Source organism: Microbacterium horticulturae, assembly GCF_029094505.1.
GTDB classification, from domain to species: domain Bacteria; phylum Actinomycetota; class Actinomycetes; order Actinomycetales; family Microbacteriaceae; genus Microbacterium; species Microbacterium horticulturae.
Genome location: NZ_CP119108.1, coordinates 3,562,462 through 3,588,018, shown reverse-complemented (window position 1 = coordinate 3,588,018; position 25,557 = coordinate 3,562,462). Strand labels below are relative to the sequence as shown.

31 protein-coding genes and 1 pseudogene are annotated in these 25,557 nt (G+C 67.6%); 16 read left to right on the top strand and 16 right to left on the bottom strand.

Annotated elements, in window-relative coordinates:
* Positions 1-15: 15 nt before the first annotated feature.
* The 3 genes from PU630_RS17100 to PU630_RS17090 are packed head-to-tail and all read right to left on the bottom strand — an operon-like array spanning position 16 to position 2,206.
* Positions 16-768 carry a hypothetical protein gene (locus PU630_RS17100; RefSeq protein WP_275278261.1) on the bottom strand — a complete coding sequence of 251 codons (753 nt, stop codon included), beginning with the start codon at positions 766-768 and terminating at the stop codon, positions 16-18.
* Complete coding sequence (locus PU630_RS17095) at positions 683-1,018, bottom strand: hypothetical protein (RefSeq protein WP_275278260.1); 336 nt, start codon at positions 1,016-1,018, stop codon at positions 683-685. Before PU630_RS17095 ends, PU630_RS17100 begins: the two co-directional genes overlap by 86 nt.
* A 30-nt stretch (positions 1,019-1,048) precedes the next feature.
* Positions 1,049-2,206, bottom strand: coding sequence for a hypothetical protein (locus PU630_RS17090; protein ID WP_275278259.1), 1,158 nt, complete (start codon positions 2,204-2,206; stop codon positions 1,049-1,051).
* A 70-nt stretch (positions 2,207-2,276) separates the two neighbouring features.
* On the opposite strand from PU630_RS17090, the gene PU630_RS17085 reads away from it, so the two are divergent.
* From PU630_RS17085 to rplI, 5 genes are all read left to right on the top strand, one after another.
* Positions 2,277-3,206: a cation diffusion facilitator family transporter gene (locus PU630_RS17085; RefSeq protein ID WP_275278258.1), complete on the top strand. Its 930-nt coding sequence runs from the start codon at positions 2,277-2,279 to the stop codon at positions 3,204-3,206.
* 106 nt (positions 3,207-3,312) lie between these two features.
* Positions 3,313-3,681 (top strand): 30S ribosomal protein S6, encoded by a 369-nt coding sequence (rpsF, locus tag PU630_RS17080; protein ID WP_275278257.1) that lies wholly within the window; start codon positions 3,313-3,315, stop codon positions 3,679-3,681.
* 5 nt (positions 3,682-3,686) lie between these two features.
* Entirely contained in the window at positions 3,687-4,187 is a 501-nt protein-coding gene (locus tag PU630_RS17075; RefSeq protein ID WP_275278256.1) for a single-stranded DNA-binding protein, read from the top strand.
* A 120-nt stretch (positions 4,188-4,307) separates the two neighbouring features.
* Positions 4,308-4,562 (top strand): 30S ribosomal protein S18, encoded by a 255-nt coding sequence (gene rpsR / locus PU630_RS17070; RefSeq protein WP_129387465.1) that lies wholly within the window; start codon positions 4,308-4,310, stop codon positions 4,560-4,562.
* A gap of 10 nt (positions 4,563-4,572) precedes the next feature.
* Positions 4,573-5,025, top strand: a complete 453-nt coding sequence (gene rplI / locus PU630_RS17065) for a 50S ribosomal protein L9 (RefSeq protein ID WP_275278255.1) — start codon at positions 4,573-4,575, stop codon at positions 5,023-5,025.
* Between the two features lie 242 nt (positions 5,026-5,267).
* Here rplI and PU630_RS17060 read toward each other — a convergent pair whose 3' ends face one another.
* On the bottom strand, positions 5,268-6,608 hold the full coding sequence (locus PU630_RS17060) for a MinD/ParA family ATP-binding protein (RefSeq protein WP_275278254.1): 1,341 nt from the start codon (positions 6,606-6,608) through the stop codon (positions 5,268-5,270).
* A gap of 242 nt (positions 6,609-6,850) precedes the next feature.
* Positions 6,851-7,714 (bottom strand): LysR family transcriptional regulator, encoded by an 864-nt coding sequence (locus tag PU630_RS17055; protein ID WP_275278253.1) that lies wholly within the window; start codon positions 7,712-7,714, stop codon positions 6,851-6,853.
* 70 nt (positions 7,715-7,784) lie between these two features.
* Between PU630_RS17055 and PU630_RS17050 the strand changes: the two genes are divergently transcribed.
* The 4 genes from PU630_RS17050 (at position 7,785) to PU630_RS17035 (ending at position 11,023) form a co-directional block, all read left to right on the top strand.
* Positions 7,785-8,273, top strand: coding sequence for a carboxymuconolactone decarboxylase family protein (locus tag PU630_RS17050; RefSeq protein ID WP_275278252.1), 489 nt, complete (start codon positions 7,785-7,787; stop codon positions 8,271-8,273).
* Between the two features lie 17 nt (positions 8,274-8,290).
* Positions 8,291-8,641 carry a nuclear transport factor 2 family protein gene (locus tag PU630_RS17045; protein WP_275278251.1) on the top strand — a complete coding sequence of 117 codons (351 nt, stop codon included), beginning with the start codon at positions 8,291-8,293 and terminating at the stop codon, positions 8,639-8,641.
* A gap of 470 nt (positions 8,642-9,111) precedes the next feature.
* Complete coding sequence (dnaB, locus tag PU630_RS17040) at positions 9,112-10,485, top strand: replicative DNA helicase (RefSeq protein WP_275278250.1); 1,374 nt, start codon at positions 9,112-9,114, stop codon at positions 10,483-10,485.
* A gap of 379 nt (positions 10,486-10,864) precedes the next feature.
* Positions 10,865-11,023 carry a hypothetical protein gene (locus tag PU630_RS17035; protein WP_275278249.1) on the top strand — a complete coding sequence of 53 codons (159 nt, stop codon included), beginning with the start codon at positions 10,865-10,867 and terminating at the stop codon, positions 11,021-11,023.
* 145 nt (positions 11,024-11,168) lie between these two features.
* On the opposite strand, the gene PU630_RS17030 is transcribed toward PU630_RS17035, so the two are convergent.
* The gene (locus PU630_RS17030) at positions 11,169-11,729 is read right to left on the bottom strand and encodes an RES family NAD+ phosphorylase (RefSeq protein WP_275278248.1); all 561 of its coding nucleotides are present in this window, start codon (positions 11,727-11,729) and stop codon (positions 11,169-11,171) included.
* Positions 11,726-12,079, bottom strand: a complete 354-nt coding sequence (locus PU630_RS17025) for an antitoxin Xre-like helix-turn-helix domain-containing protein (protein ID WP_275278247.1) — start codon at positions 12,077-12,079, stop codon at positions 11,726-11,728. The genes PU630_RS17030 and PU630_RS17025 overlap by 4 nt, the downstream gene beginning before the upstream one ends.
* Positions 12,080-12,153: 74 nt before the next feature.
* Between PU630_RS17025 and PU630_RS17020 the strand changes: the two genes are divergently transcribed.
* The 3 genes from PU630_RS17020 to PU630_RS17010 all read left to right on the top strand — a co-directional run bounded on the left by PU630_RS17020 (position 12,154) and on the right by PU630_RS17010 (position 15,127).
* On the top strand, positions 12,154-13,308 hold the full coding sequence (locus PU630_RS17020) for a hypothetical protein (protein ID WP_275278246.1): 1,155 nt from the start codon (positions 12,154-12,156) through the stop codon (positions 13,306-13,308).
* A gap of 45 nt (positions 13,309-13,353) precedes the next feature.
* Positions 13,354-14,097, top strand: coding sequence for a hypothetical protein (locus tag PU630_RS17015; RefSeq protein WP_275278245.1), 744 nt, complete (start codon positions 13,354-13,356; stop codon positions 14,095-14,097).
* A gap of 157 nt (positions 14,098-14,254) precedes the next feature.
* The gene (locus tag PU630_RS17010) at positions 14,255-15,127 is read left to right on the top strand and encodes a reverse transcriptase family protein (protein WP_275278244.1); all 873 of its coding nucleotides are present in this window, start codon (positions 14,255-14,257) and stop codon (positions 15,125-15,127) included.
* A 680-nt stretch (positions 15,128-15,807) separates the two neighbouring features.
* Here the strand turns inward: PU630_RS17010 and PU630_RS17005 are convergent.
* Positions 15,808-16,452, bottom strand: coding sequence for a ScoMcrA-related endonuclease (locus tag PU630_RS17005; RefSeq protein ID WP_275278243.1), 645 nt, complete (start codon positions 16,450-16,452; stop codon positions 15,808-15,810).
* A gap of 358 nt (positions 16,453-16,810) precedes the next feature.
* Positions 16,811-17,161, bottom strand: a complete 351-nt coding sequence (locus PU630_RS17000) for a hypothetical protein (protein ID WP_275278242.1) — start codon at positions 17,159-17,161, stop codon at positions 16,811-16,813.
* Positions 17,162-17,207: 46 nt separating this feature from the next.
* Here PU630_RS17000 and PU630_RS16995 point away from each other — a divergent pair.
* Positions 17,208-17,555: pseudogene (locus PU630_RS16995) on the top strand (AI-2E family transporter); the annotation flags it as partial.
* Positions 17,556-17,632: 77 nt separating this feature from the next.
* Here the strand turns inward: PU630_RS16995 and PU630_RS16990 are convergent.
* The 3 genes from PU630_RS16990 to PU630_RS16980 form a co-directional block, all read right to left on the bottom strand.
* Positions 17,633-19,123, bottom strand: a complete 1,491-nt coding sequence (locus PU630_RS16990) for a GntT/GntP/DsdX family permease (RefSeq protein WP_275278241.1) — start codon at positions 19,121-19,123, stop codon at positions 17,633-17,635.
* Between the two features lie 85 nt (positions 19,124-19,208).
* A complete protein-coding gene (locus PU630_RS16985; RefSeq protein ID WP_275278240.1) occupies positions 19,209-19,721 on the bottom strand; it encodes a gluconokinase in 513 nt (170 codons plus the stop codon).
* A 69-nt stretch (positions 19,722-19,790) separates the two neighbouring features.
* Entirely contained in the window at positions 19,791-20,237 is a 447-nt protein-coding gene (locus tag PU630_RS16980) for a DUF6069 family protein (RefSeq protein WP_275278239.1), read from the bottom strand.
* 84 nt (positions 20,238-20,321) lie between these two features.
* Here PU630_RS16980 and PU630_RS16975 point away from each other — a divergent pair, with 84 nt between their 5' ends.
* The 3 genes from PU630_RS16975 to PU630_RS16965 all read left to right on the top strand — a co-directional run bounded on the left by PU630_RS16975 (position 20,322) and on the right by PU630_RS16965 (position 22,936).
* Entirely contained in the window at positions 20,322-20,915 is a 594-nt protein-coding gene (locus PU630_RS16975) for a TetR-like C-terminal domain-containing protein (RefSeq protein WP_275278238.1), read from the top strand.
* A 105-nt stretch (positions 20,916-21,020) separates the two neighbouring features.
* Positions 21,021-22,337 (top strand): acyltransferase family protein, encoded by a 1,317-nt coding sequence (locus PU630_RS16970; protein ID WP_275278237.1) that lies wholly within the window; start codon positions 21,021-21,023, stop codon positions 22,335-22,337.
* 35 nt (positions 22,338-22,372) lie between these two features.
* Entirely contained in the window at positions 22,373-22,936 is a 564-nt protein-coding gene (locus tag PU630_RS16965; protein ID WP_275278236.1) for a dihydrofolate reductase family protein, read from the top strand.
* Between the two features lie 120 nt (positions 22,937-23,056).
* Here PU630_RS16965 and PU630_RS16960 read toward each other — a convergent pair whose 3' ends face one another.
* From PU630_RS16960 to PU630_RS16945, 4 genes are read right to left on the bottom strand one after another with little or no spacing between them, the layout of a single operon-like run.
* Positions 23,057-23,599 carry a putative immunity protein gene (locus PU630_RS16960; protein WP_275278235.1) on the bottom strand — a complete coding sequence of 181 codons (543 nt, stop codon included), beginning with the start codon at positions 23,597-23,599 and terminating at the stop codon, positions 23,057-23,059.
* A gap of 1 nt (position 23,600) precedes the next feature.
* The gene (locus tag PU630_RS16955; RefSeq protein ID WP_275278234.1) at positions 23,601-24,242 is read right to left on the bottom strand and encodes a dihydrofolate reductase family protein; all 642 of its coding nucleotides are present in this window, start codon (positions 24,240-24,242) and stop codon (positions 23,601-23,603) included.
* 15 nt (positions 24,243-24,257) lie between these two features.
* Entirely contained in the window at positions 24,258-24,740 is a 483-nt protein-coding gene (locus tag PU630_RS16950) for a methylated-DNA--[protein]-cysteine S-methyltransferase (protein WP_275278233.1), read from the bottom strand.
* A 31-nt stretch (positions 24,741-24,771) separates the two neighbouring features.
* Positions 24,772-25,536 (bottom strand): class I SAM-dependent methyltransferase, encoded by a 765-nt coding sequence (locus PU630_RS16945; protein ID WP_275278232.1) that lies wholly within the window; start codon positions 25,534-25,536, stop codon positions 24,772-24,774.
* Positions 25,537-25,557: the final 21 nt, after the last annotated feature.

Below are 25,557 nucleotides of genomic sequence, written 5' to 3'. Positions count from 1 at the left end.
GCGTGCTCGGCACCGTCAGCGGTTCACCTCGTCCGCATCCCACGACAGGTCGGAGTCGGCGGGGATGGATGCCGCTTCCAGCGCCGGATCGGCGACGATCGCCGCGATCAGCTCGGCGGAGCCGGCCACGATCGTCGAGTCGAAATCGATCTCGCTGACCATCACCCACGCGTGGTCGTCGGGCCAGACCAGGTTGGGCGCGTCCGGCGGCCGTACCCACCGCTGCTCGTCGGCATCGGTCTGATCGCTCCACGGTACGCGGACCGGCCAGCCCGGGTCGCCGAACGTCGTGACCCCGCCGCGGAACAGCACATACGACCGGTTCGGCAGCTCCAGACGCGGGCCGCGTGAGATCTCGTCGGAGAGGATGCCGGGCTGCCAGGTGCCTTTGCGGAACGGGTTGTTGAAGACGTCCTTCAGCGACCGATACAGCACGGAGCGGTGCGGCGTGTCATCCGACGTGTATTCCGCGTACCTCCGCGGCATCCCGCTGACATTTCCGAACAGCCCGCTCGCCGCATCGTGCACCATCGTGCCGACCAGGCCGCCCCAGCCCTCCCAGACACCGGCGTAACCGGCATCCGGCGTCGTCGTCGCCTCGGCGAGCAGCCTGGCGAGCGCCGCGAGCGGCTCAGCGACGAGGGCGCCCTGCTCGGGCGGGTCGTACCGCCAGCCGTCATCGTCACGGGGCGCACCCGCCGTGGGGGTCGTCGCTGCGCACGATGCGCGGCCACTGTGCCAGCGGGTGCATGACGGTGCCGAACGCATCGGCCGTGCGCTGCCATGTGACCTGCTCGGCATCGACCTCGGTCCCCGCGGCGAAGAAGGCTTCCCACGCCCGGGTGTCGTCCTCCGCCGGCCACGTGCCGCTGACCGGCCGCTCCCGCACGGTCGGGTGGAACACGCGTGCATACGCCTCGAACCCGCGCGGCACCACGATGTGCATGGTCTGCGCCCAGTGCTCGTCGAGCCGTTTGCGCAGCCAGTCGCCGGCTGCGACATCCGCCGTCCATTCCATCCGACCACCGTAGCGGGCAGGTCGGCGCCGTCAGCGCGCGAAGAGGAAGAACCACCCGACCGCTATCACGGCCACCCCCACGAGGGCGGCCACCGGCACGCCCCCGCGCAGACGGCGGCCCTGCGGTGCGACGCCGGGTGGCGGTGGGGCCAGCGGCGTGGAACCTGCGACGAAGGGATGCTGCGGTGCGGCGCCGACCCCAGCGGAGAGAGCGCCGCCGGTCTCGGGTGCGCCCACGGCGGCGTTCGCGGTCGCGGTGGTCGCGGCATCGCGAGCCAACCGATCGTCGCGCCAGCGTGCCCACTGCGCCATTTTGTCGAGGATCGCGCCCACGGTTGCGAACAGCCATTGCCACGTCGCCGGGTCGAGCGTCGACAGGTGGCGCTGTGCGTACAGGAACAGCCAGTCGTCGACGATCTCGACGTCGAGCGCGGCGGCATGGTCGACGAACCGCGCCATGATGTCGGGCGTGAACAGGTACAGGGCATCCTGCTCGTACCCTTCGGGGCAGTACAGCGCGAAGTGGTCGTCGAAGTCGCCCTCGAGCGACAGGCGCTGGCCGCGGGCGAACGACGCGGGCAGGTTCGACCCGAACAGTCCGTTGTTGCTCTTCGCGTCGAGCACGATGTTGGGCAGCGGCGCATCGAGTTTGATCGCGACGTAACCCCAGGTATGTGTGGACTCGCTCTTGCCCGAGCCCGTCTTGTAGCGGTAGTTGCCGAACTCGACGAAGCGCGGCCGCTGCCCGCGCACCAGGTTCGACGAGCGGCGGTCGTGTCCACGCTGGAAGATCATGCCCGGCAGCTGCGGATCGGCCAGGCCGACGTCGTAGGCCATGCCGTTGGCGTGGGCGAAGCGGTCGAGCCGATACGCCATGACCGCCGCGCCGGAGCCCAGCAGGTTCCGCCCGACGGCGAGCGCTCCGACGACGATCAGGGCGAGGAAGATGATCGGCACGACCATGAACATGGTGCCGAATCCGCCGCCGATGTCGGCACCGGCCGCGAAGAACGCCCGAAGCACCTGCGCGGCGACGCCGATGAAGAACACCAGGAACACGGCGATGAACACGCCGCCGATGATGCGGCCGACGTTCGCGCCGGCGGGCCGCACGCTCTTCCAGAAGGCGCGTGCGGCCTTCTTGTCGACCGGTTCGGTCAGGGCACTCGCGTCGAAGGGCAGCGTCATCGGTCCACCTCGTCCGGTTCGCACAGCATTCGACCACGGTACCGGGAGCGCGCGGGCGTAGCCTTTCGGCGTGACGGTGATCATCGCATTCCTCGCCAACATCCTCGTCGCGGTCGCCAAGACGGTGGCGGCCGCCCTCACCTCGTCGGCATCGATGGTCGCCGAGGCGGCGCATTCGTGGGCGGATGCCGGCAACGAGGTGTTCCTGCTCATCGCCGATCGGCACTCGGCCAAGCCCAAGGACGAACGACACCCGCTCGGGTACGGGCGCAGCGCGTTCGTCTGGTCGCTGATCGCCGCGTTCGGCATCTTCACCGCGGGCGCCATCGTGTCGGTGATGCACGGCATCCAGGAGCTGGGCTCGGCCGAGCCGGTCGAAGACCCGGTGATCGCCTACGTCGTGCTGGGCATCGCGTTCGTGTTCGAGGGCTCGTCGTTTCTGCAGGCGTTCGTCAAGTCGCGCCGGCTCGCGCACCAGCGCGGATCGTCCACCTGGGACTTCGTGCTCGACACCAGCGACACCACGCTGCGGGCGGTCTTCTTCGAGGATGCCGCGGCACTGATCGGCCTCGGCCTGGCCGGTGGCTCGATTCTGGCGCACCAGCTGACCGGTGAGGCGGTGTGGGATGCCGCAGGATCCATCCTCGTGGGCATTCTGCTGGGGATCGTCGCGGTCATGCTGATCCGCCGCAATGTCGCCTTCCTCATCGGTACGACCGTCAGCGTCGGGGTGCGGGCGCGTGCGGGGCTTGCGCTGCTGAGCGACCCCGAGATCGAGCGCGTCACCTACCTGCACCTGGAGTACGTCGGCCCGAACCGCTTGTTCGTGGTGGCGGAGGTCGACCTGGCCGGCGACGCGCAGGAGCACGACGTGGCCGTGCGGCTGCGCGACCTCGAACGGCAGATCGAGTCGCAGGAGATCGTCGAGACCGCGGTCCTCTCGCTGTCGGTGGCCGACGAGCCCTCGCTCGAGTTCGACGCGGGCAGCGGCATCCGATAGACTGTCAAGGTTGTCTGGTGTGCCCCGCACGCCGGACGATGCGCAACACACCCTCCTGCTCGTGGGAAATGCCTGCGAGCCGTTCTAGTCCGAAGGAGGTGGGTAAGTGACGCACCAGTACGAACTCATGGTCATTCTGAACCCTGAGATCGATGAGCGCCAGGTCTCGACGCACCTGGACAAGTTCCTCAAGGTCATCACCGACGCCAAGGGAACGATCGACAACGTGGACATCTGGGGCCGTCGCCGTCTGGCGTACGAGATCCAGAAGAAGAACGAGGGCATCTACGCCGTCGTCGACTTCACCGCGACCAGCGAGGCGACGCAGGAGCTCGACCGTCAGCTCAAGCTGAACGAGCTCGTCATGCGCACCAAGGTCCTGCGTGCCGAGGAGGCGATCGCCCAGGTCGCCGCCGAGAAGGTCCGCAGCGAGGCCAAGGCTGCTCGCAAGGCCACCGCCGGGGCGAAGGCGTAAGCACGATGGCCGGCGAGACGATCATCACCGTCGTGGGAAACCTCACGGCAGACCCCGAGCTGCGCTACACGCAGTCGGGCCTGCCCGTCGCGAACTTCACGATCGCGTCGACGCCGCGCACGTTCGATCGCCAGGCGAACGAGTGGAAGGACGGCGAAGCGCTGTTCCTCCGCGCGAGCGTGTGGCGTGACTTCGCCGAGCACGTGGCGGGTTCGCTCACCAAGGGCTCGCGTGTCGTGGCCACCGGGCGTCTCAAGCAGCGCTCGTACCAGGACCGCGAGGGCAACAACCGCACCTCGATCGAGCTGGAGGTCGACGAGATCGGCCCCTCGCTGCGTTATGCGACCGCTCAGGTCACGCGCGCGGCCTCGTCGGGTGGTGCCGGTGGCGGAGCCCCGCGTCAGCAGCAGGTCTCGGAGGAGCCGTGGTCGACCCCCGGCTCGTCCAGCGGCGGCGCGGACGCGTGGAGCACGCCTGGTAGCTACGGCGACGACACGCCGTTCTGATCGCGGCTGCACCGCTCGTTGAGCGAGCGCTCGAAGGGCGCGAGTGGAGACGTGCATGGCCGACCAGAACGCACAGGCTGAGGCATCCCTCACAATTCTCATCTGATCTAAGGAAACAACATGGCTGGAAAGTCGAGCGGCGACCGCCGCAAGCCGCGGAAGGGCGCGAAGAACGCCGCTCCCGCGAAGCACATCCGTGTCGGCGTCATTGACTACAAGGACGTCGCCACCCTCCGCAAGTTCATCTCGGAGCGTGGAAAGATCCGCGCCCGTCGTATCACCGGTGTCTCCGTGCAGGAGCAGCGCCTCATCGCCCGCGCGATCAAGAACGCGCGCGAGATGGCGCTCCTGCCCTACGCCGGCGCCGGCCGCTAAGGAGCACCCGATGGCAAAGTTGATTCTCACGAACGAGGTCGCAGGTCTCGGTAGCGCCGGTGACGTGGTCGAGGTCAAGAACGGGTACGCCCGCAACTACCTCATCCCGCAGGGCTTTGCGGTCACGTGGAGCCGTGGCGGCGAGAAGCAGGTGGCGTCGATCCGCGCCGCCCGCGACGCGCGCGCCATCCACGACCACGAAGAGGCCGTGGCCCTCAAGGACGCCCTTGAGGGCACCAAGGTCCGCCTGGCCGTCAAGGCCGGTGCTGAGGGCCGCCTGTTCGGCTCGGTCAAGACCGTCGACATCGCGGAGGCCGTCAAGGCCGCCGGCATCGGCGAGCTCGACAAGCGCCGCATCCACATCACCTCGCCCATCAAGGCCGTCGGTGAGCACGAGGCGACGGTCCGTCTGCGCGACGACCTGACCGCCGTCATCACGCTGCAGGTGGTTGCCGCCAAGTAGCGACACGCTGTGAGAGGCCGCCGACCTTCGGGTCGGCGGCCTCTTCGCGTTGTGGAGACGGGATGCCGCGGCCTGTTTCTTCGCGAGATCACGTCCGTGCACGCTTTCACGCGCTCTGGGCGTGCACGAGCGTGCTCTCGCGGAGACGTGGGTCCGCGGCATCCATCAACGGCACACCTCGGGGCGCAGCGGGATTGCGGGCGCGAGGGCGCCCGGGGCGCCTGGAGAGTGGATGCTGCGGGCTACAGTCCGCGCGCGATCGCGGCGGCGGCGGCCAACCAGGCGCGCTGCGTGTCGGCGCGCAGGGCGGCGAACGTGATCACGCCGTCGACGAGCGCCGGGTCGAACGGGATCGTGACGACCTCGCGCGCGATGGAGCCGAATCCGTCCGCAACGTGCCGGATGTCGGCATCCGTCGCCTTCGGATCGGCCTGCGTGACCACGGCGACGGCCTCGCGGGCGAGCCGGGCCGAGCGATCGTCGCGCTCGGCGAGGGCCTCCAGCAGCAGCGCACCGGCCTCCGCGTGGTCGTCACGGGTCGTGGTCGCGACGACGAGCTGGTCGGCCTGGTCGATCATCTGCAGCCACAGCGGGTCGGTCTCGTCGTTGCCCGAATCGATGACGATGAGCCGGTAGTACTTGGCCGCGACCGCGTGGATGCGCGTCACGTCTTCGGCGGTGATGCGCTGCTCATTGGCGAGCACGGCCGGCTTCGACCGCAGCACGTCGTACTTGTCGGCAGTCTGATGGTGCACGTATCGCGCCAGGTCGGCCGACTGGGCGCCGGTGCCGAGCAGCAGCCCGGTCTGGGGCAGCAGCTCGAGCAGGGTCGACTCGTGCGGGCCCTGCTCGGTGCGCCAGCCGAGGGTTCCGCGGGTCTGGTTGTTGTCCCAGGCGAGCACGCCAGCACCGCCGTTGCGGGCGAACACGGCCGCGAGGTTGATGGTGGTCGGAGTCTTGCCGGCGCCACCCTTGCCGTTGACCACGGCGATCGTGCGAGGCCCCGCCCAGTGCTGCGACACGGCGTGCAGGTCGTCGCGCTCGGCACGCTCGCGTGCGCTCGGGCGCATGCGCACGCCCATGCGCGAGAGGGCTCCGCGCCACCCCTGGGATGCCGGCTGCTCGGCCTGCTCATCCTTGAGGAACGACGGGCGCTCTTGACGACGTGCTGCCGGAGCGTCTTCGCCCGTCGGCGTCGGCGTCGGCGTCACGCGCGGCGCGGCGATGGGCGCGGCGGCGGGGCGGGGGGCAGGTGCCGCGATCGGGCTCGCGGCGGGGACGGAACCGGGGCCGGCGTTGGTCGGGGTGGCGGCGGGAGTGGGGGATGCCTCATCCCCGGCGATCTCTTCGGCGTCGGTGACCGCGCCGTCGGCCGTGACGACGAGCCGCGACACCCCGTCGGGCTCGGTCACGGTGACCCGCACCGGTCCGCCCGTGGTGGCCGCGTGCTGCGCGGCACGGGTGACGATGTCGCGCCGAGCGTCTTCGCTGCGGTCGGTCGTGGTGTTCTCGGTGCGACCGTCGATCTGCAGGGTCGCCGAGCCGTCCATGTGAATGGTGGCGGCGATCGTCGTGTCGGGCATGCGCTGCTCCTCAGCGGACCGGGACGAACCCGGGAGTCGAAGGGGCGGCGTCCCAGCACGCCGCGAATGGCCCCAGCCATGCCGCTGCGGAGAGCGACACCCCCGCTGAATTGTAACGAAGGCACGCTGTGTAACCGGTGCGGACGACGAAAGGCCGCGGACTGGGCGCACGGGGGCGCACAATCCGCAGTACGAGAGCACGACGTGCAGGGCGACCGGAGCGCTCTTCGGGAATCGCCCGCTCAGCCCACGAGTCGGTCGAGCAGGGCGCGTGCCGCGTGCGTCGGCGCGGGTCGCCAGATGACGCCGAGCGCCGACCGTGCCGCCGGCGAGGCGATCGGCACGGCCTTCACGGTCGTCCACTGCCGGGCGTTGACGATGTTGAGCACGCCGACGCCGAGTCCGCGCGCGGCGAGCACCTCGATGTAGGCGGGCGTGGCGACCTCCCATCGCGGCAGCACGCGTGTGCCCTCGCGCGCAATGACCGCATCGAGGGCGTCGCGTGCACCGGTGCCCGGCGGCAGCGAGATGAGATCGACGCGGGTGAGTTCCGCGGGGTGGATGCGGCTGCGCGACGCCCACGGGTGCCGGGGCGCGACGAGCACGGCGAGTGTCTCGTCCACGACGGTCGACGCGCGCAGGTCATCGGGTGCGGCATCCGTCCACGCGGCGACGGCGAGGTCGAGTGAGCCTTCGCGCACGCGTTCGATGAGCTCGCGGGACATGCCCTCCTGCAGACGGATGTCGATGCCCGGGTGCTCGGCATGCATCCCGGCGAGGGCGTCGAACAGCGGCGGCCAGGCGAGGCCGGTCACCGCGCCCACCCGCAGCGTGCCGCTGACCAGCCCGCGCAGATCGAGCGCAGCCGCGCGCACCTCGTCGACGGCCGCCACCGCGGCGCGGGCATAGGGCACGAGTCGTTCGCCCTCGGCCGTCAGCCGCACCCGGCGCGACGAGCGCTCGAGCAGCTCGACACCGAGTTCACGCTCGAGCTTGCGTACCTGCGTGCTCACGCCGGACTGACTGACGTGCACAGCCTCGGCCGCGGCCGTGAAGGTGCCGCTGTCGACGATCGCGAGGAAGTAGTGAAGCTGATGCAGTTCCATCTGCTCTGATGATAGATCGAATACCCACCTGTTGTTGGACAGATGGATCGGCCCTGGGGAGGTTGGAGTCATGACTGAAGAGATCGCCGACGAGACCGTCCACATCCTCACCAGACTCGACATCGACACGGTGGCACCGTCGTTCTCCTCCGGGCTGGCCCGGCTGGATGCTGCAGCCACGCGCGACCTCGACGAGGCGGGCATCCCCGCCCCGCTGCGCGAGCTCGTCCGTATCCGCGCCTCGCAACTGAACGGGTGCGCCTACTGCGTCAACATGCACACGAAAGACGCGCTCGCCGGCGGCGACACCGTCGCGCGCGTGGCGGCCGTGAGCGTGTGGCGCGAGTCGCCGTTCTTCACCGCGCGCGAACGGGCGGCATTGGCCCTCACCGAGACGATCACGCGCGCGGCCGACACCCATGTGCCGCAGAGCGACTGGAACGAGGCGGCTGCGCTGTTCGACCCGGACGAGCTCGGGGCGCTCGTCGCGCTGATCGTCGTGATCAACGCGTGGAACGCCGTAGGGGTGTCGACGCGCGCCTGGACACCCGAAGCATGAACGGAGAGGGAACCCGGATGACCACCGAGATGACCCGTCGTGCCGTCACGACCTACTTCGAGGCGTGGCGGGAACGCGACTTCGAACGCCTGCGCAGTGTGCTCGCGCCTGGGGTGACCTTCGCAGGTCCTCTGGGCACGGCCGACGGCATCGACGAATGCGTCGCCGGGTTGCGCGGCATGGCCGAGACGGTGATGCGTGATCTGGTGCTGCGCGCTCGCGTCGTCGATGGTGCCGACGCGATCACGTGGTTCGACCTCGTGACGGACGTCGCCGACCCCGTTCCCACCGCGAACTGGAGTCATATCGAGGATGGCTTGATCACGAGGATCAGGGCGACGTTCGACCCGCGCACGCTCGTGGGCTGAGAGGGGACGGCCATGTCTGGCGGGTATCCGCCAGACATGGCCTTCGTCTGTGCGCGGACTTGCGGAAACCCGCGCTCTGTGCATAACTCGCGACACGCCCGGAACCTTAAACCGTCACTTCAAGGACAGATCCATCCACAGTCTGTGAAATCAGTTCTCCCAGGTGGAGAGACAAAAAAACTTACAAATCGGAGAATTACACAGATGTTGTCCACAGGCACTGTACACAGGCATCTCGGCGTTCTCCGCAAACTCTCCACACGGTTATCCACAGGCTGGGTTGCACCCGTTCGCGCGCCTCTCTAGCGTTGGACTCTGACCCGCTCGGGGGAGGGTTCGGCGCCGCAGACAGCGATGTCGGTGGCTCGTGATGTGCTTGGTCGCAGGTCGGTCGTGGCATCCATCCGACTTCCCCAGGACGGTACCCGGTGTGCCCGAAAGCTGTGCCCAACACAAGGAGGACTGACGTCGTGACGATTGCGGACATCTCCGACGAGCGACTGGGCGGGCACCGCGAGCCGGAGCGCACCCCTCCGCATGACCTCCTCGCCGAGCAGAGCGCGCTGGGCGGCATGCTGCTGTCGAAAGATGCCGTTGCCGACGTGATCGAGAGCCTGCGGGGCTCCGACTTCTACGTGCCCAAGCACGAGCTCATCTTCGAGGCGATCCTCACCCTGTACTCGCACGGCGAGCCCACCGACGTCATCACTGTCACCGACGAGCTCATCAAGACCGGCGACCTGCAGCGCGCCGGCGGTGCCGACTATCTGCACACGCTCACCTCGATCGTGCCGACAGCCGCCAACGCCGGGTATTACGCATCGATCGTGCAAGAGCGAGCGCTGCTGCGCCGCCTCGTCGAGGCCGGCACGCGCATCGTTCAGATGGGCTACTCGGGCCAGGGTGAGGCGCTCGACCTGGTCAACACCGCGCAGGCGGAGATCTACGGCGTGACGGGTGCGGAGGCGTCCGAAGACTATGTGCCGTTGACGGTGGCGGTGGATGCCGCGGTCGACGAGATCGAGGCGGCCAAGGGCCGTGACGGGCAGATGACCGGAGTGCCGACCGGCTTCCATGAGCTCGACCAGCTCACCAACGGCCTGCACCCGGGCCAGATGATCGTCGTGGCAGCCCGACCGGCGGTCGGCAAGTCGACCCTCGCTCTGGATTTTGCGCGGGCGGCGGCGATCAAGCACAACCAGCCGGCGATCTTCTTCTCGCTCGAGATGGGTCGCAGCGAGATCGCCATGCGTCTGCTCTCGGCCGAGGGCGCCATCCCGCTGCAGAATCTGCGTAAGGGCATGCTCGATCAGCGCGACTGGACGACCGTGGCCGCGACGCGCGGGCGCATCAACGACGCACCGCTGTACATCGACGACAGCCCGAACATGACGCTGGTCGAGATCCGCGCGAAGTGCCGGCGACTCAAGCAGCGGGTCGGGCTGAAGATGGTGGTCATCGACTATCTGCAGCTGATGTCGAGCGGCAAGCGCGTCGAGTCGCGTCAGCAAGAGGTCAGTGAGTTCTCGCGCGCGCTCAAGCTGCTCGCGAAGGAGCTGCAGGTGCCGGTGATCGCACTGTCGCAGCTGAACCGTGGCTCCGAGCAACGGCAAGACAAGAAGCCGCAGATCTCAGACCTGCGTGAATCGGGATCGATCGAGCAGGACGCCGACATGGTCATCCTGCTGCACCGTGACTCGGTCTACGACAAAGACACCCGTCCGGGCGAGGCCGACCTGATCGTCGCCAAGCACCGTAACGGCCCCACGGCGACGCTTGAGGTGGCCTTCCAGGGCCACTTCTCGCGCTTCGCCGACATGGCCCCGGCGGGCGACTTCCAGTAGTCGACTTCCAGGCCGAAATGACAGTTTCCACGAGTAGATGGCGGGCACTTGGCAGTTCTGCCATTTGCTGTGGACGATGTTCCGACCGGGAAGGGATGAGGGGTGGTGACGAAGTCGGTCTATCTGTCAGAAGACACGCCGCGACGCCGGATCTGACTGGTTTTGCGTGCTGTTGCGGACGCTGTCGAGGGCGCTGCCACGACTGATCGGTTCGAGACGCTCACCGTCTGCTTGAACTCCCCACGTGGCGGCGACAAGAACACCGCGCTCAACCTGTTCAGAGCGGGACTGCCCGCGGGGACGGCGTTGTAGTGGTCGCTATTGATCCGTGGGAGTTCGTCACGGCCTAGCTGCGCGACTGGGAAGACAAGGTGAGCCCGTGGCCCGCTACCGCGCGACCTGGCCGCTGACCGAGGTCGACGGCATACCGCTCGTCCTATCGCTGCGCGAGACCGGCCTGCGCGGCGCCATGCGCACGGCCCTGGATGCCGGTGAGAGCGTCGAGGCGATCTTCCGAGTGCACGGCATCGGGTACTGACCGGGCGGCCGGCGTGGTCAGGGCGTCGACTACCGTTTCCGTTCGCGAAACGCTCGCGCCCGACCTGCGTGGCTCACAGATCCCTGATGATCTCAGCCCCGCTCGAACAGCGGCGAGGACCAGGCTCCTCGCATGACGAGTGAAGCTATGCCGTCCCGGCTCGGAGCGTCTCGAACAGTTCAGGGGTGAGCGGCTCGCTCTTGGCCACGGTCAAGTGCCCAACGATGCGGGCCTCAAACGCTGCGAGCACGACACCCTCTTCGGTAGCGGAGGGTGCGAGCACGCCACCGAGGCCAAGGAACCAGGCGGCGTTGCCCACCGCTTGGCAGGCGGTCCAGTCAGGGTCGGAGATGTCAGCGAGCGTCAGGCCGACGTGTGCGAGCGCATGCTCATCGCGGAGGTCAAGGACGGGCAGGTTGGTGACGTTGATCTCGTGCAGTGTGTAGCTGGCGCGAAGCAGGACGTCGGGGGTGGTGCTTTGGCTTTTCGCAGTGCGCTCCACTTCACCAAGACATGCGGCGAGCGGCTGTGCCAGGTAGATCGTCGCGAAGATGTCCTTTGGATTCCAACGTCCGCCGAACAACCGGGCGCCTGCTCCCGAGAGTGGGTCGCGGCGTGCCGCCGTGTAGCGGTGGGTTGTGGAGGTCCAGCCAGCGCTTCCCAGCTGGTCGACGTGTTGGACCAGTTCCTCATCGAGGCCCGTCACACCACGATGCCTTCGGCGATGGCCTCGATCAGGTTTAGCACGTCTCGATAGGCGCCAGCGTGGATGCGCTGGGCGGGCGTGTCGTGCGCCAGGAGTCGGTTCGGAGTGTGGATCCAGACGTTCGCATTGTCGGCGGGGAGTATCTCGGCGACGGCTTGGGCAACGTACGCGAGTTCAAGAAGCCGTTGCTTGTTGAGTCGTTGGGGTACGACTTCGCCGCTTGACCAGCGGGCGACGGAGCGTGCCGACGCGTCAACGATCTCTCCGACTTCCTCCTGCGTCAGCCCGAGGTGATCGATGATGTCGGCCACCTTTTGGGCCAACGCACCGCGTGCCACGGCTGTGCTCATGGGCGTGTCCCCGTTCTGTCGTCGTCTCTGTCAGCTAGTATGGCACCACTTCTGGTACGAATGGGGAGCCGCGCATGGGTGTCGAATTTCAACTGGATCATCAAGACCACCACAAGGTGGAGGACTTTCTCGCGCGCCAGAGCGCGGGAGTTGGAGCGATCACTTTGCACGCAAAGGCGGCGAAGTACCAGGCCTCAGCCGCCGAAGCCGCGATTGCCGCCGGCCTGGACGTACTATATGACCCGCGCACGGAGCGCCTGGAGTACCCAGGCCTTACGCTGAATGGCTTGCCGGGTTACACCGGTGAGCCATACGACCTTGATCGACTTGTTGCCCGCGCTGACGAGCGCCAGCTGCTCGTTGACGCGGTCTTGACCGCGCATCCCGACGTTGTCACCATCGTCACGCCGCCACACTTCCTTGTCCGCGACCACCGCAGCGCGCATCTCAACCTCGCCCTCGCCGAAGCGGCTCGTCTTGCCACCAACAAGCGTGTCCGTCCTGTGCTTACCCTTAAGTCGCGCCTGAACCAGGAACTCTCACATGAAATCGTCAAGATCTATACCGAGGCAGGCTTCACCGAACTCGACCTCCGCTTCACGCCGCTCGGCTCGGAGAATGATGGCATCCCCAAGATCCGTTCAGCTTTCGCCACTGCTCGGCTCTTCCGCGACGCGGGAGTTCGCGTCATCCTCGGCCGCTCAGGAAACGTCGGCCAAGCAGCGTTTGCGCTCGGCCATGTCGACGGCTTCTCCGTAGGGGTAGGCCAGATGGAGCACGTCGACCACGCCGCCGACGTCTCGCGACAAAACCGGCCACCGACGCTCAACGCCGATGGCAAGAAGGCCGGGGGCACCTGGCAGGGGGTTTACCTGCCCGGCATCGCCGCGACCGTCAGCATGCGCCGCGCGAAGGAACTGCTCGGACACAGTGACATTCGCACACGTTTGGGCTGCCGCGTCGACTCGTGCGGCGCGTCGCTGTTCGGCCCGATCGACGATTACCGAACGCACTACCTGCACTCCCGCGCGGGCGATGTCGCAGCGCTCATCGAGACTCCCGAGGCCTGGCGACCAAAGCTCGAGACCGATCGCCTGCGCCGCGCGATCGAGATGCGCGACCTGGTGAATGCCGCCTATCGGAAGGGCTCTGACCCGGAGCTCAAGACGCGCACACTCCATAGCCTCGTTGATGGTATCCAGGAGGACGTGAGAGCCGCGGCTGCTTAGCGTGGCTGGCTGCTCAAACGACTATGTTCAGCACGCTTGGACCCTGTGATCGAGGACTCGGCTTTGCTCGACGCGACCGCTGTCGGCAGGTTTGCGGAGTCATCTGAAGTGATCACTATCTTCCTCGACGAATCAGGCACGGACGCCAACTCGAAAGTAGAACTGGTGGGCGCAGTCGCGGTGCCGGAAGCAGCCGTTCTCGAGCAGGGAGTCGTGCGTTGCCACGCCGATGTGCTCGCGGACCCGGTCTTGTGGCCGGACGAGGCGAAGCGGAGTGCGTTCCGCGCCAAGGGATTCCACTTCGTCGACGACTCCGCTGGGGTGCGAGAGCGCTTTATGAACAAGATGCGAACCTTGGGCTTCCGTGCGCACGTTGCGTACTCCAAGGGGGATAGCGGCGTTTCCGGCGCGGACCTGCGGATCAACATGTATTACACGCTCCTGCGCAACCTTGCTCTGCGCTACCGCACCGAGCAGCTTCTCTGTGTATTTGAGGAGGAGTCGAGTATGAACTCGCTTTACGGCCGGATTGTCGCAACCGTCAAAGCTGATGCCGAGCAAGCTGCAGGGTGCCCCGTCGAGATCAGCGGCGCGATCGGGTCGAAGCGCGATCCAGGCTTGGCCGTCACCGATTACGTACTAGCTGCGGCTTCCGCGGTCCTCGCTGACAAGCCCAATCCGTTCGAGTGGTCGCGAGTGAACCTTGGTCTCCCAGCACACATCGCGCACTTGGTCGAGTATGATCACGGCGTGCATCGTCGAGCCCGAAGTGGATTGCCGCTGCTGTGATGGCCGGGGGCGGATTATTCGGGGCGCGAGTCGCGTCCGATCGTCGTTCAGCAATTTCTAGTGAGCCATAGTGAACCCTCGGCCATCACCCCTGAGCTTCATCCGGAGCCCGCGCCACCTGGAGGTCTACCTCGGGGCGACGGAGCCTGAGATTGGCTTGCTCGTCGACCGGGTCGAAGCGGGCGAAGGCTACGTGCGCTACGTGCAGTCGAAGAACGGCAAGCGGAGGCTCATCACTTTCGTGACGGATGAGCAACTGCGTAGAGTCCATGGCCGGATCCTGGACCTGCTCACCCCGCTCGGGGAGGACCTGCCCGAGAATGTCCACGCATTCGTGCGCGGCCGATCGATCAGGTCCAACGCGCTTCAACACACCGGAGCAGTCTTCACTCAGACGTTCGATCTCGCGGACTTCTTCACGCAAGTGAAGAGATCCATGGTTGTCGACGGACTGACTCACTTCGGTGTCGTTTCAGAGATCGCCCGAGTGCTAGCCGATCTCACGACTGTTGCGGGTTCCCTTCCGATGGGATTCATGACGAGCCCTATGTTGGCGAACACGTCACTGCATCGATTCGACGCGGATCTCCTCGCGCTCGCTTCCGGGCAGGGCTTGACGGTCTCGCGTTACGCAGACGACATCGTCTTCTCAGGGGCGGAAGCGTTCGACGTGACCGATACGTTCAATCAGGTCGCCGGACAGCACCAGTTGCAGGTCAACCACTCTAAGTCTCGGTCGTCGCGGCGGGGCCAACGCATGGTGGTCACAGGCCTGAGCATCGCAACTGGCGATCGTCCGCGCCTCCCGCGTACTTTTCGCGCGAAGATCCGCCAAGAGTTGCACTACATCACCGCGTACGGACTCGAGGGCCACGCCGATCACCTTCGTCCGAAAGCTATGTCAGCAGGAGGCTTGGCGGCCGGCTCTCCTATGCGGAATCAGTCGACCGCGAGTGGGTCAAGACAATCGCAGCGAGATATCCGGAAGCCTACAAGACGGTCGCCCTGTCCGGATCGCCCCGATCAGTAGCGAAGCGCACTGCGAGCCTGACTCGTCTTGCGACTCGCGTGCGCGATCACGAGCCAGTCCCACTTCCGGGATACGTCGCTTCGGCCCAGTACGAGACCGCTTGAGCGGCCGACGACGTCCGCGATCGCAGTAGTTGTCGCTGAGTAAGCACGGTGTAGGGATCCATGAGGTCATCGACCTGGTCGGCAGCGAAGTGTTGCCGGTGCTCCGCCGAGAACTCGCTTGAGGCGCGCACGATGCGCCGAGGACGGCTCAGCGCCGACGAGCAGGCTATCGCGGTGGGGGAAGAGGAATCGGCCACTTCGCGTGGAATCCCGACCTGAAACCACTGCCTTATACCATGGAATATCGGCCTGATCCGCCATTTCAAGCGGGAACCCACAGACAGCTTTCAGGGGCAGATGGCGGGCCTTGAGGTCTGGGAGCCAGCCGATGGGAGCGTCGCCACCGGGCAATCATCTTTGGCACTGAGTCTCCGACCAACTGACTGAGCTCCCAGGTGCCCCCGGTCGGCTAATACGCTGACTGCTCGTCGATCGAATTCTCGTCCGCGTACCGGGGGGGCTCCCCCTCCAGGAATTCTCGCGGACCCGGTAGAGGAGGGTACGTTCTCCGCGTATTCGCTCGTCAAGTTCGCGCCGACCTCAACCACGACTACCCAGCGGTGCTCACTGTGTCAGTCAGTGATTCGGACACACGCCGCTCGAGGGAAGCTCGAGCCAGCATTCGGGGCACACCTCGGTCGGCCTGTGCGCTGAGGCGTTGCGTGAGAAGCCGCTACGCCCCAACTGGTTTACGGGGAGCGCGATGAGTTCACCGGTTCCGTCGGCCTTCCGGAAGTAGATCGATCCGGGGTTGATGTAGTGGACCAGACCGCCGTCTGCTGGAACCATCGCGATGTAACTGCCGCTTCGCGGGATGTACGCCTCACTGAACTCGAACTGCGCGAGATGCTCACGAACGGCGGTGAGGTTCTCGGACGGAATCTGGAACTCGCGTAGCGCCGCATCGAAGGTGCGGAAAGTGCGACGACCGAGCTCGTCGTCGAGACCCTCTATGACGAACCCGAGTTCTTGCAGCCGTTTGGCGGTACCGGTCTTGCCCCCGCTGATCTCGTCGTTCGCGATGGCGACTCCGTGCTGGGCTTCGTACGCGGCCGCGAATATCGCCTTCGAGTCGTACCGACCCGTGTCCGTGACGAGGAAGTAGTCCTTCGCCTCGCCGTAGCCGTACTTCTCGAGAAACGACCACCTCCCAAGCCTGTCGAACTCGTCGAGTGCGCGTTCGACTGCTCTTCGGTCAGTGAGATCTGCGTACGACACCATGACTCGACGATATCGAGTACCGCCTTGCAACGGTGTCGGCTGTGCCTTCGGGTACCTGCCGAGCAGGAGGACTGCTCGGCAGCAGGAGTCTTCGGCCGTTGTCCCAGAAGGTCGACTGCACGGCGGGTTTTCCGATGACGAACCGCTCGCGAAGGCTCACTTCGATGAATCGGCACGACGTCGCTCGGCTCGTATGCGGTGTCGGCCACTTCGAGCCACTACGACTGGGCGATGTAGAAGCTTCGCGCGCAGCCCAAGGTTCACCGGGCAGCGACGAACGAGTGAAGTGGATGCCGCGGGCCGCGGCATCCACTCTTCTCTTGACTCGTGCTGCTGCCGCGCGTGATTCTCTCGGCGGTCAGAGCGCTCCGATCTCGCCACCACTTGCAAGGTGGAGGAGAACCGTGCGGGCCCGCTCTACAACGACGGAGGTCTCATCGCCGTACGCCGCCGCGGCGGCCAGCCCTTCTGCGGCACGCCGCACGATCATGATGCGGTCCGCGTCGAGACCGTCGGCTGCCAGGTTCTCGTTCCACCATGTCGAGTCAGCGGCGGCGATCTCGGCGACCTCGTGTATCTGGTAGATCCCCGCCCAGGTGGGCGCAGCGGTGAAGTACTGCGCAGTGGCTGTCGAGCCTGAGGTCATAGCGCGCACGTATGCGCGAAGGAGCTTGCCCGGGGTGTTCTCCGAAAGATCGAGATGGCTCATCACGTTCTCGCGGAGCTGCTGATGAGCGTTGTAGACGAGCGCGACGATCGCGCTCGTCTACAACGGCTGGCTGATCGCCGTCGTCATGCTGGCCATCGTCCTGCTCGTTCAACAGATCGAAGGGCATGTCTTGCAGCCCCTGGTCATGGGCAACGCCGTCAAAGTGCACCCACTTGCGGTCGTCCTCGCCGTCGCGGCAGGTTCGATGGTCGCCGGCATACCCGGCGCCTTCTTCGCCGTCCCCCTCGTCGCCGTTCTCAACTCGTCGGTGTCATACATCGCGAGCGGACGCTGGCGTGAAACGCCGGCGGCTCCTCCAGCTTCCACGGCGGTGGGTGGCTCGGCTGGGAGGCCGTTGCGTCGACGAAGCGGGTCGCCGGTCAGACCGCGCTGAGTGCTTCGCGGTAGCCTTCGGGCACCCTCGGCGTGGCAGCAACCTCCATCTGAGAGACATCCCCACGCGCTCTTCCCCTACCCGGTGAACGCCCAGAGCAGCAGGACCATCAGGAAGCCGACCACGGAGATCAGAGTCTCCATGATCGACCAGGTCTTGATGGTCTGGCCGACGGTGAGCCCGAAGTATTCCTTGACCAGCCAGAACCCCGCGTCGTTCACGTGCGAGAAGAACAGCGAGCCCGCGCCCACGGCGAGAACGAGCAGGGCAAGGTGCGCGGGGCCGAGATCGGCGGCGAGCGGGGCGATGATACCCGCTGCGGTCACGGTCGCCACCGTGGCGGATCCGGTGGCGAGGCGGATGAGCACGGCGATGATCCAGCCGAGAAGCACGACCGACAGGCTCGTGGCGACGGCGATCTTGGCGATCGCGGTTCCCGCGCCGCCGTCAACCAGCACCTGCTTGAAGCCTCCACCGGCACCCACGATGAACACGACGCCGACGATCGGCAGCAGACTTTCGCCGACCTTCTTGCCGAGCGCGGGCAGTGAGAATCCGACCGCGGTGCCGAACGTCACCATCGCCAGCAATACGGCGATCAGCAGGGCCGTGACCGGGTCGCCGATGAAGTCGAGCACCTGGCGCAGCACGGATCCATCGGGCACCCAGAGGTCGGCCGCCGCCTTGGCCAGCATCAGCACGACCGGCGAGAGGATCGTGACGAGCGTCCACGTGAAGCTCGGGCGACGTGTCGCCCCCGGGTCCTGCGCGAGGGTCGTCGTCGTGCTGAGATTCTCGGCTTCGACCTTCTCGGGTTCTTTGCCCGAGCCTCCGCCGCCGGTCACGGCGATCGCCGCACCACCCGCGCCGACGGGCACCATCCGGGCCGCGAGCTGGCCGAAGAGGGGACCGGCGATGATGACGGTCGGGATCGCGACGATGAGCCCGAACGCGAGCGTCGTGCCGACGTTGGCGCCCAACACCCCGATGGCGGCCAGAGGCCCGGGGTGCGGCGGGATGAACCCGTGCAGCACCGACAGCCCGGCCAGCGCCGGGATCCCCAGCCGCATGGCCTTCGAGTTCGAGCGGCTGACCGCCAGCATGACCACGGGGATCAACAGCACCAGCCCGATCTCGAAGAACATCGGGATGCCGATGATCCCGGCGATGAGCGCCATCTTCCACGGCAGGGTCGCCGGCCGGCCGCGCAGCAGTGTATCGACGACCTGGTCGGCGCCGCCCGAGTCGGCGAGCAGCTTGCCGAGGATCGCGCCCAGCGCGATCAGCACGCCCACATAGCCGAGCACGCCGCCGACGCCGGTCTCATACGACCCAGTGACCTTCTCGACGGAGATGCCTGAAACCAGGCCGACGAACAGAGACGCGATGGTCAGCGCGAGAAAGGCGTGGAACTTTGCCCACACGATGAGAACGACCACCAGTGCGATGCCGATGATCGTGGCGATGATGACGAGGGTGTCGTGCCCGTTCCACGGGTCGGTGGCGGACTCCTCCGCGTGCCGGACGATGCCTCCCGCCGCGTTGACCCATCTGTCGAGTGTGTGCATGGCTCCTCCTCGGCTCGGTGACGACCGTTTCGATTCGTGTGCCTGTGTGTCTACTCCCTCGGTCTTGGGCCGGGCAAGGGGGTGGTCAGCGTCGCTGAAGCACGCGCAGCGCGTCGACGGAAGAGCTCACCACGTGCGCGACATCCTCTCCCACGTCGACCGCGACACCCGGCTCGTCGTCGCCGAGCGGCTCGAGCGTCTCGAACTGCGAGTCGAGCAGCGCGGGAGGCATGAAGTGATCGTCGCGGTGCTCGAGTCGGCCGGCGATGAGCCCTTGTGACGCGGTCAGGTGCAGGAAGAGCGCACGCGGCTCCTCGCTCAGGATCGCATCGCGATAGCTGCGTTTGAGCGCAGAGCAGGCGATCACGAGCCCGTCGTCACCGGCATCGTCCAGTGCCTGACCGACACGGGCAAGCCAGGGCCACCGGTCGTCGTCGGTGAGCGGATGGCCCGCATGCATCTTGTCGACGTTCGCCTGAGGGTGCAGATCGTCACCGTCGATGAACGCCACTCCCAGCTTCTCGGCCAGAGCCGAGCCGATCGTGCTCTTGCCCGAGCCCGACACTCCCATCACGACCACCAGCGGCTTCGCGTCCATCGGCTGCGCTCCCCTCGACTGTGCCCGACCCTATCGGTTCGGGCGCTGCGCCGTCGTTCTCGGCGGCCGTCACCTCCGCCCGGCGAGCGTGTACCCGGCGAGGGCGACGCTGATCACGACCACGTGCATGGCCATGAGCGCGACGACTCCTGCCACCGTCGTGCCCGGGATGAATCCGGTGACCAGCAACAGCACGTCCGGAATGTACGAGACGACGAGCACCGCCGCGGCCAGCAGCGGCATGGTGCGGCGCGGATTGCTCACGCGCCGTGACACCGCGCGCCAGGCGAACCACCCGAGCAGCATCGGCACGATCGTGAACGCGGCGTAGACGGGCAGAGTGAGCGGCGCGAACTGCGGCGGCGCCCCGGCTGCCACGGCGATCGCGGCGATCCCGGCGTTCAGCGCGACGGCGACGACGATCGCTGCCGTGAGAACGCCGATGCGGTAGCCGAGCGACGCACGTGCCGGTGTCGGCGCTGCGTCGGCGAGCGGTGAAGAGGATGTTCCGGTCATGGCGACCTCCCGTTGACTTTACGAAACTCGCTAGTTCCGTAAGTACATACGGTACTCCCCAGTTTCGAAATGTAAAGTGTCATCATGAGCATCGCATCGCCTGTGGGGCGTCCGCGTGATCCGGACGTCGACGCGAGCATCCTCGATGCGACGGCCGACCTGCTCGCCGAGAAGGGGCCGACGGCGATGACGGTGGATGCCGTGGCCGCCGCCGCCGGTTGCGGCAAAGCCGCGATCTACCGCCGTTGGGCGGGTAAGACCGAGCTGGTCGTCGCCGCGGTGCGGCGCTTGTATCTCGCCCCGGAGGTTCCCGACACGGGCACCCTCCGCGGAGACCTGCTCGTGGCCATCGGCCACTACTCGGGCCGAGACGACCGCGATGCACGGGTGCTCGCGAACGTGCTGGCGGAGGCGCAGAATGCCTCGGCCCTGCGCGCGGCGGCCTACGAGTCCGTCGGGCGCCCGCCTGTCGACGTGCTGTACCGCGTCATGGCCCGCGCGATCGAGCGTGGCGAGCTTGCGGACGACGCACCGGTCGACCTCGTCGCGACCATCGTGCCCGCGGTGGCCTTCCAAACCCTGACGTCACAGCGCCGGACGCTCACCGAGGCCGAGGTCGTCGAGCTCGTCGACCGGGTCGTCATTCCCGCGCTGACGTCTCGCGCCGCCGACCGGTAGGCGCCCAGATCTCCTCCCGTCGTACGGGGCGGACGATACCGGCGTGTGATGCGAGGCGGGATACCGCATCCATAACCTCCTGGGGACCCACCCGAGGAGGACTCCATGGCCGTCGCCCCCACCGCGTTCGTCGCACCGCCACGTGCACGCCCACGTGACAGCGGCATCGACCTGGTTCGCGCGCTGTGCGTGGTCGTGGTCGTCGTGCTGCACGCACTCATGGTGGGGGTATCGATCGGCCCGGCGGGTCCGGTCTTCGAGAACGCCGCCGAGGGCACCGCGTGGGTGGTGCCGCTCACCTGGGTCGCGCAGATCATGCCGGTCTTCTTCGTGATCGGTGGATTCGCCGGCGCGACGGCGTATCGTCGCGCACGGGAGCGGGGCGGCAGTGGACTCGACTTCGTCGCCGCGCGCGTGCATCGCCTGCTGCTGCCGGCGGTGCTCTCGATCGGCGCCGTCGGGGTGGGGCTGGCGGCGCTCGCCGCGGCGGGCGTTGCGGGCGACATCGTGCAGATCGCCGGGTTCCGGTACAGCCAGCCCCTCTGGTTCCTCGGCGTGTTCCTTCTCTGCCAGGCGCTGCTGCCACTGCTGCACAGGGCGCACGAGCGGGCGCCGGCGCGCAGCATCCTGGCCCTCGTCGCGGCGGCCGTCGCCGTCGATGCCGTGCGCGACCTCAGCGGTCTCGACATGCTCGGGTTCCTGAATCTCGCGTTCGTGTGGCTAGCGCTGCAGCAGCTCGGCTTCTTCATCGCCGACGGCCACATCGACGCATTGCCCTCTCGCACCCGGGCGGCCGTGGCCGGTGCGGCGGTCGGCCTGCTTGCGCTCGCCGTGGTCGCCGGCGTGTTCTCGCCCGATATGCTCGAGAACCTCAACCCTCCGACGACCGCCCTGCTGCTGCTCGGTCTCGCCCAGACCATGGTGCTCTCGCTGCTGCGCCGTCGGCTGCGGGCGCTGAGCGCCCGCCCGCGGGTCGCCGCGTTCACCCGGTTTGTGACCGCACGCACCATGACGATCTATCTGTGGCACATGCCGGTGCTGCTGGCGATGGCCGGTGTGAGCGCGCTCGGGGCGATCCGGTTCGGGATGCCGCTGCCCGCGCCCTCTTCGATGCTGTGGTGGCTGACGCGGCCGCTGTGGATCGCCGCGGCGCTCGGGCTTGTCGCGGCGGTCGCCGTGGCGCTGGCCGGCTGCGAGCGACGCCGGATACCGGCATCCACACCGTCCACGACGCGAGGCGCGATGGCGGTGCTCCTTGGGCTCGGCGCCGTGGTGCTGCAGCTTGTCGCGGGCACCACCGTGCTCACCGCTGTGCTGGCCGTCGCCCTGCTGGGCGGGGCGCTGCGTCTCGCGCGCACGGCTCGGTCAAGACAGCTCGGCGCCGGTCCCCTTACGGCAGCCGTCGAGGTCGACGTACCCTGAGATGTCGGCCCGCGACACACGGTCAGGAGGCATAGATGCACCTCGTCACCTACACAATGGGCGTCTCGCTCGACGGGTACATCGCCGGGCCGGACGGTGACTTCAGCTGGACAGCGCCGGACGAGGAATGGTTCCGGTTCATCACCGACCTGACGCGGCCGCTCGGTGTGCACCTGCTCGGGCGGCGGCTCTACGAGACGATGCTCTACTGGGAGAGCGACGAGCAGGATGAGTCGTCCGACTACTCGACGAGCGAATGGGCGACACTGTGGAGGGCTCTCCCGAAGGTCGTGTTCTCGTCGACGCTGACGTCGTTGCAGGGCAATGCGCGGCTGGCCACCGGGTCCGTCGGCAACGAGATCGCGCGCCTGCGAGCGGAGCCCGGGGACGGTGAGATCGCGATCGGCGGCGCAACCCTCGCGGCCAAGGCCGCGGAAGCGGGGCTGATCGACGAGTATCGGATCACGGTGCATCCGGTCGTCGTGGGCGGCGGCATCCCGTACTTTCCTCGCGGCCTGCCGCGGATCGACCTTGAGCGCGTCGAGACACGTGAGTTCGGGTCGGGGGTGGTGTTCTCGCGGTACCGCGTCGTGCGGTGAGGCGATCGGCAGTATCGAAGCCGTGCCCGAGTTGACCGATACGGAGAGCTGACCAGCTTCGCGTCGTTCCAAGGCTCTCCGCGCGGCGCACCCGGAGGCGAAACGTGGGGCGATCGCAGCTCACAGCGCCGCCTGAACGCGGCGGATCACATCGCCGAGCACGCCAGACGCCAGAAGCCCCGGTCCGAGCGGACCTGAGCTGTCTTCGCCGAGCCGTGGCAAGGTGCGTAGCGCCGCGTGCGCCTCGGGTGACAGGCGGGCGAGCTGCCAGGCGATCTCGGCATCGATCGCCGCGGAGTCGGCCGCCCCGGCGCGGTCCGCCGCGGCAAGGCCTGCGGCCTTCGCGGCGTAGGCGGCCGCGCCCAGTGCGTGTGCGCCCATGTGCGCGACGCCCGAAGCCTGCGCGGCTGCGCGCGCCGCGGCCACTCCGGCCGGCGTCTGCGCCGACGCCGCCGCCCGCCCCGCGACGAACCGGCGGCGGATCTCTTCCGCAGCGCCCAACTCGCCGCGCGAGAAGGCGCGGGCACGCGCTATCGCGTCGCGGGCGCGGTCGTCGTCGGGAGCTTCTGCCTCGAACAGCGGCAGCACGCGCTCGGCGCAGTCGGCCGCCCACGCCGCGACGATGCGGCGGTCGGCCTCGCTCAACGCCTGGGGCGAGACCACGTCACGCGACCTCGCCCGCCGGGTCGCCCTGACTCACCCGGTCCACTCGCCACCGCATGAGCACGTTGCCCGACTCCTCCCACGCCCGCGTGCCGAGCAGCTTGAGCGCGACCGGCGGCCGCTCGTCGAACAGCGGCACGCCCGACCCCGCGATGAGCGGGAACGTCACGAGGTGCAGCTCATCCACGAGCCCCGCGTGCATCAGTCCGTTCCACAGCACGCGGCCGAGAAGGACCAGGATGCCGCGGCCGGGCGCCTGCTTGAGCCGGGTGACCTCGTCGCGCGAATCCGCTATGCGCACGATCCGTGCATTCGGGAACGGCTCGATGTCGGCGTCGGTGATCGTGTCGGAGACGATCACGGTCTCGATGGTGGCTATCAGCTCGGCGAACTCGCGGCGGATGGCCGTGGCATCCGGATCCGTCCGCGCACCCTGCCAGTACCTCAGGTTGTTCAGCGCCGACGTGCGCCCCGACAGCAGCAGCGTGTCGGATGCCCGCATGAGCTCGGTCGTGTAGAAGTCGTAGCTGTCGGCCTCGTGGTAGTCGGGATGCTGGTGCTCGAAGAACGACAGGATGTCATGGTCGTCGTCTTCGTAGCGTCCGTCCACAGTGACGAAATTGCACACGGTCAATGGGCGCAAGGGATCTCCTCGATCTCAGAACAGCGGTGCGGGCAAGGCGCCCTCGAATTCGAGCAGTCGGCGCTTCGTGACCAGGCCCTCGCCAGGTGCGCCGCCCGAATAGCCTCCGAGCCCGTCACTGGCGAGCACGCGGTGGCACGGCACGATGAGCGGCACAGGGTTGGCGCCCATGATCGCACCGATGCCGCGCGCCGGGACGTCTGTGCCGCTGCGCTCGGCGAGCTGCCCGTACGTGATCGAGTCGCCGTACCCGACCGTGTCGTAGAGGGTCATCAGCACGGCGCGGGTCGCCTCCGTCTGCTTGCCGAGATCGAACGGCACATCGAACCGGCGCAGCTGACCGGCGAAGTAGGCCTCGAGTTGGTTCAGCGCCTCGGCGACAAGCCCGTCGACGTCTTGCTCGGCTGTGGCGTGCACCCACCCGACGCTCGTGATCGCGCCCCCGGCGGCGGTGACTCCCAGGGTGCCCACGGGGGTTTCGAGCGTGCCGAACGACATGACGTGAGTCTAGGTGTGGGTGCCGACAGCCTCAGCGTCGAGACGCGGTTGCGATGATCGCGGTCGAAGGAAGGGTCAGGATGCCGCCGCCCGACACCTCTTCGAACGCCCGCCGCATCGCAGCCTGGCCCGCTTCGTCCTGCGCGCGATACGTCGCGCCGACGGTCGCGATCCCGGCTTCGACGCCGCGCCAGAGATCTTCGGCGGGGATCACGAAGTTCCACGAGATCTCGTCGGCTGCGGCATCCACCAGCCCTCCCTCTGCGAGGAGCGACCGCAGTCCATTGGGAGTACGCGCGAAATCGTCGGTGGGTGTCAGCCGCTGCCCGGGCGGCGGCGTCGCGCCCGCGCAGGCCATGACCTCGTTCCAGAGGGCGTTCATCGCGCTGATCGGAGCGCTCGGCCAGATCGTGACGATGACGCGGCCGCCCGGCGAGGTCACGCGGGCGAGCTCGGCGACGGCCGCGCGGGGCTCCGGCACGTGGTTGACCACGAAGTTCGCGACGGTCAGGTCGAAGCGCCCGCTCGTGAAGGGAAGGTCGGGCAGGGATGCCTCGGTGAACGTCACCGCGGGGTGCGCGGCGCGTGCGTGCCGGACCATGTCGGCCGCGGCATCCACCCCCTCCACCGTGTGGCCCGCCTGCGCGAGCGCCGCGGCGACCGTGCCCGTGCCGGTTCCGGCGTCGAGTGCGGTGCTCGGCGCGGGTGCCCGATCCAGGATGTGCGGCACGGCGCCCGCGCAGAGGCGGGCGAAGGAGAGCGCGTAGGCGTCGGCGGTGTCGGTCCAGTCCCTCATCGAGTAACAGCCTGGCCGATG